Genomic DNA, 4910 nt, shown 5'->3' with positions numbered 1-4910 from the left:
TTATATAGATTCCCTTCTTCCAAATAAAAACTATTCACTGCAAGGGTTCTACACAACAAACCCCGGAAACGGAATAGGCAGCATACAACAAACAACCAACAAGCTAACTATCCAGACAATGGATACTACAAGCAGCAATTTTACATGGACTGAGTATGAATTTGGCAGTCAAGCCGGGTCAAGCAATTTAAATGATGCTGCTATTATAAATAACACTGATATCTGGGTTGTAGGATATATTAATATTAATGACACTATTTATAACGCCATGCATTGGAATGGCAAGCTTTGGGAATATAAAAGAATATCCGTGAATTTTAGAGGTAATGTTATAACACCCATATTTAATGGCGTCTTTGCTTTTTCGCAAAATCAAATATGGTTAATCGGTGATCCTTTAATTTATGGAGACGGAACAAATTGGACACCTTACGACTATCGTTTACTTATAGGATATGATTCATTATACTTAAGCAAAGGCTGGGGTGAATCTCCAACGAACATGTATTTTGGTGGGTTGTTGGGTAGCATTGTGCGTTATTCTAAAGGAGTTTGGCAAAGAATAGAGAGCGGTACTACATTAAACATACATGATATATGGGGAAGCACTGATGGAAAAACAGTCTGGGCTTGCGGCTATTCAAATGACTATTCACAAAGCTGTATTCAAAAATATGATGGAAACATATGGTCAACACTTTGGGAAAAACAATCTAATCAAACACCGCCATACGGATTCCTTGTATCAACACTATGGGCAGGTAGTAAGTATCTTTATGTTGGTGCAGCAGACGGTATTTATCGCAATGCGCTTATTGGAAATGGTTCCACACATAAAATTCTTTCGCTGCCTTCCGGTCCCCATCGCATACGCGGTATCGCTGAGAACAATATCGCAGTTGCTTGTGACGATGAATCGATTTGGTATTTTAATGGCGCCTCATGGTTTAAGGAGACACAAAGTACGCTTCTAAAGCCGCTGTATTCTATAGCGGTATCTACTAATACGATAGTAGCAGTTGGTTTTGATGCTACAACTATAAATACACAAGGAATAATTTTAGTAGGAAGAAGAAACTAACGTAAACTTTAATTTATACAAGGAGAAAAGTTATGAAACATTGATCAAGAAGATGATTTTACTCAAATAGTATTAAAACGCAATAAGGAATAAATTATGAAAAGAACCATCAAACAAATCGCCGTTTTGGGGTCGGGAGTCATGGGCTCCCGAATCGCAGCTCATTTCGCCAACATTGGCTGTAATGTTTTTCTATTGGATATAACTCCTAAAGAATTAACCGATGCTGAAAAAAAAGAAGGACTGTCACTTCAAGATAAAAAAGTAAAAAATAGAATTGTAAACGACAATCTGAAAAATGTTCTTGCCGCAAAGCCTTCTCCAATTTATCAACAATCATTTTCTTCAAGAATTACTACCGGCAATTTTGAAGACGATATGAAAGTTCTTCAAAATGTAGATTGGATTATCGAAGCCGTTGTTGAGAATCTTGAAATAAAAAAATCTACTTTCGATAAAGTTGAAAAGTATAGAAAACCTGGAACATTGATAACAACAAACACTTCTGGAATTCCTGTTCATTCAATGCTCGAAGGAAGAAGCGAAGATTTTCAGACACATTTCTGCGGCGCTCATTTCTTTAATCCGCCGAGATATTTACAACTTCTTGAAATTATTCCAACTCCGCAGACAAATCAAGAAGTTGTCGATTTCTTGATGCACTACGGTAGTCTATACTTGGGAAAAACCACAGTGCTTTGCAAAGACACGCCAGCCTTTATTGCAAATAGAATTGGGGTCTTCAGCATTATGGCTGTGTTTAAGCTTATGAAGGAAATGAACTTGACGATTAAAGAAGTCGATACATTAACAGGACCTTTAACCGGTAAACCAAAATCAGCAACTTTCCGAACTAGCGATGTTGTAGGTATAGATACTTTAGTAAAAGTTGCTAACAACGTTTACAAAGATTGTCCTACCGATGAGGCTTGGGAATTATTTACAATTCCTGATTATGTCAATAAAATGGTAGAAAAAAACTGGCTTGGGGATAAAACAAATCAAGGCTTCTACAAAAAAGTCAAAGGTACCGGAGGTGAAAAGGAAATTCTTGAGCTGGACTTAAACACTTTTGAGTACAAACAAAGTGAAAAGCCAAAATTTGCTTCCGTTGCTGCTGCTAAGCCGATAGAAAGTTTACGCGACAGAATTAAAGCCCTTCATGCCTCAAAAGATAAAGCCGCTGATTTTCTTCGAATGCTTTCTTTCAACATTTTCCAGTATTCATCAAATAGAATTCCGGAAATAACAGATGAGCTTTATAAGATTGATGATGCAATGCGAGCTGGTTTCGGATGGGAGCTTGGTCCGTTTGAAACATGGGATGTCCTTAACGTAGAAAAAATGGTTAAGCTCATGGAAGAAGCAAATCTTCCTCCTGCAGCTTGGGTAAAGGAAATGATTGCTAAAGGATTTAAATCTTTTTACCATATTGAAAACGGTAAAAGAAAGTTCTTCGATCAAAATTCTTTTTCATATAAAGAAATCCCCGGCAGAGGTAATTTTATTGTTATGGAAAACTACCGCTCGAATAAACCCGTTTGGCAAAACTCAGGCGCTACTTTGCACGATATTAGTGACGGAATTGTTAATCTGGAATTTCAAACAAAGATGAATTCTATCGGTACGGAAATTCTTGAAGCTATAAACAAATCGATTGAAATTGCAGAGAAGGATTTTACAGGATTGGTTATCGGTAATGACGGACAGAATTTTTCCGCCGGAGCAAATCTGGCAATGATGTTCATGCTCGCTGCGGAACAGGAGTATGACGAAGTTGACCTTGCCGTTAGGACTTTTCAAAATGCAACTATGCGGATTCGATATTCAAGTATTCCCATTGTAGCTGCACCTCATGCACTTGCGCTTGGCGGTGGCTGCGAAGTATGTCTTCATGCAGATAAAGTTCAAGCCTCTGCGGAAACTTATATAGGTTTGGTTGAAGTTGGAGTTGGAATTATTCCTGCAGGAGGAGGCTCAAAGGAAATGGCTTTGCGCGCATCTGATAATTTTGCCGAAGGTAATATAGAACTTCAAGAACTTCAGCAGCGCTTTCTAAATATTGCTATGGCAAAAGTCTCTACTTCAGCTTATGAAGCATTCGATATGGATATATTTAAGAAAGGACGAGATCTAATAACCGTGAATCCTAATAAACTTATTTATGATGCTAAGCAAGCAGCGTTGGCTATTGCTGCCGAAGGTTATTCGCAGCCTCTACCGAGAAAAAATATTAAAGTTCTCGGTCGATCTGCACTGGCGACTCTTTTACTCGGCGCCTATTCGTTCAGGATGGGAAATTACATTTCCGATCACGACAGGAAAATAGTCGAGAAGCTTGCTTATGTAATGTGCGGGGGTGACCTCTCGCAAGGAACTCTCGTGAGTGAACAATATCTGCTCGATCTTGAACGCGAAGCGTTTTTAAGTTTAATCGGTGAAAAGAAAACTCTTGAAAGAATTCAAAGCATTTTAACTACAGGAAAACCGCTCCGTAATTAGCGGCTCGGTTTTGAAATAAATAAAAATATTTTATCAATTAAAAAGAAGAAAAGTTATGAAAGAAGCATATATAGTAGCAGGATTTAGAACGGCGGTCGGGAAGGCTAAAAAAGGGAGTTTTCGATTTTTTAGGTCTGACGATCTTGCCGTAGAAGTTATTAAGCATTTGTTAAAATCGGTTCCGCAATTAGATCCGCATAAAGTTGATGACTTGATTGTCGGCAACGCCGTCCCAGAAGCGGAGCAAGGATTGCAGATTGGAAGAATGATTGCCCTCCAATGTTTGCCTATTGAAGTTCCGGGCGCAACGGTAAATAGATATTGCGCTTCTGGAGTTGATACAATCGCAACAGCAATAGCACGCATCCGTTCCGGTATGGCAAATTGTATAATTGCCGGCGGTACGGAGTCTATGTCGATGGTTCCCACTACCGGATGGAAGCTTTCACCTAATTATAAAATTGCCGCTGAACACCCGGAGTATTATTTAAGTATGGGACTAACTGCAGAGGAAGTTGCAAAGGATTATAAAATTTCTCGAGAAGATCAAGATGAATTTTCTTTTCAATCTCACATGAAAGCGATTAACGCAATTCAAAAAGGATATTTCAAAGATGAAATTGTCCCTATCGAAGTTGAAGAAGTTTATCTTGAAGGCGGAAAAAAGAAATCAAGAAAATTTACTGTCAATACCGATGAGGGACCAAGGCAGGATACAACTCTTCAAGCGCTTGCAAAATTGAAACCGGTGTTCGCAGCAAACGGAACTGTTACTGCCGGTAATTCTTCCCAAACATCTGATGGAGCAGCTTTCGTAATCGTGATGTCGGAAGATATGATGAAGGAATTAAATCTCAAGCCGATTGCACGGATGATGTCTTATGCGCTTGCGGGAGTCGATCCGCGCGTAATGGGAATCGGCCCCGTTGCAGCAGTTCCGAAAGCCTTAAAAATGGCGGGGATGAAATTAGATGATTTAAACCTAATTGAATTAAACGAAGCATTTGCTTCACAGTCGCTGGCAGTTGTTAGGGAGTTAGGAATAAATAAAGAAATTCTTAACGTTAACGGCGGTGCGATTGCGTTAGGACATCCTTTAGGCTGTACAGGCGCTAAGCTCACTGTTCAAATATTGAATGAACTAAGAAGAAGAAAAAAGAAATACGGATTAGTTACAGCTTGCGTTGGCGGTGGGCAAGGCGTAGCTGCAATTTATGAACTACTTAATTAGTTAATAAAGATTCTTAATTAAATAAATAAGGAAAAGTTTTATGGAAACAGAAACAAAAAAAATCGAAGCGTTGAAGGGTGGAGAATTCTTAACCAA

3 protein-coding genes are annotated in these 4910 nt (G+C 38.7%); all 3 read left to right on the top strand.

The window, feature by feature from the left end; genetic code table 11:
• Positions 1–1081: hypothetical protein (locus ACYC56_RS12190; RefSeq protein ID WP_461374453.1), on the top strand; the 1081-nt coding region annotated here is incomplete at its 5' end.
• A gap of 96 nt (positions 1082–1177) precedes the next feature.
• Complete coding sequence (locus tag ACYC56_RS12185) at positions 1178–3583, top strand: 3-hydroxyacyl-CoA dehydrogenase/enoyl-CoA hydratase family protein (protein ID WP_461374452.1); 2406 nt, start codon at positions 1178–1180, stop codon at positions 3581–3583.
• A gap of 55 nt (positions 3584–3638) precedes the next feature.
• On the top strand, positions 3639–4814 hold the full coding sequence (locus ACYC56_RS12180; protein ID WP_461374451.1) for a thiolase family protein: 1176 nt from the start codon (positions 3639–3641) through the stop codon (positions 4812–4814).
• Positions 4815–4910 lie beyond the last annotated feature (96 nt).

The organism is Candidatus Aquicultor sp. (genome assembly GCF_054640775.1).
The sequence above is the reverse complement of the archived record's forward strand: the minus strand, read 5'-3'. Positions and strand labels throughout refer to the sequence as shown.